The following is a 405-nucleotide window of genomic DNA, read 5'->3' on the forward strand; positions in this document are numbered from 1 at the left end:
GTGCGCAATATCGATTGAACCCGCATCGAATTCCAAACGACCACGATCAATAACATTCTGTGCCTTCAAAACCATCTGATACTTCACATCAGCAGAGTAAACAAAACGCCGTACAATGCCGGGCTTTTGTTTCTCTACAATTTGCGCCACCGATTCACCTAAGCCAGTCGCATCCATTCCGATATAGGTGACGCTATATTTTTGGCAAAACTTCAGAATAACTTCTGCCTGTTGTTCAAAGTCCAACCCAAAAAGGCGAAGTTTTTCAACAATCCGATGTTTACCATTTTTATTTTTTGCCGGTGCAATTGCGACCAATCCAGCGCCGTCACCATTTTCCCCACCGCCATCCGCGTCATACCCGAGCCATATCTCTTGATCGCCCATAGGACGGGAAGCAAGCGG

General features: G+C 46.4%; 1 protein-coding gene. It reads right to left on the reverse strand.

Translation table 11 applies throughout. The features are described from left to right. Positions 1-405: phage terminase large subunit family protein (locus A596_RS21495; RefSeq protein WP_459542212.1), on the reverse strand; the 405-nt coding region annotated here is incomplete at both ends.

Origin of the sequence: Cellvibrio mixtus subsp. mixtus J3-8 (assembly GCF_000766945.1) — a bacterium.
In the GTDB taxonomy this organism is placed as follows: Bacteria; Pseudomonadota; Gammaproteobacteria; order Pseudomonadales; family Cellvibrionaceae; genus Cellvibrio; species Cellvibrio mixtus_A.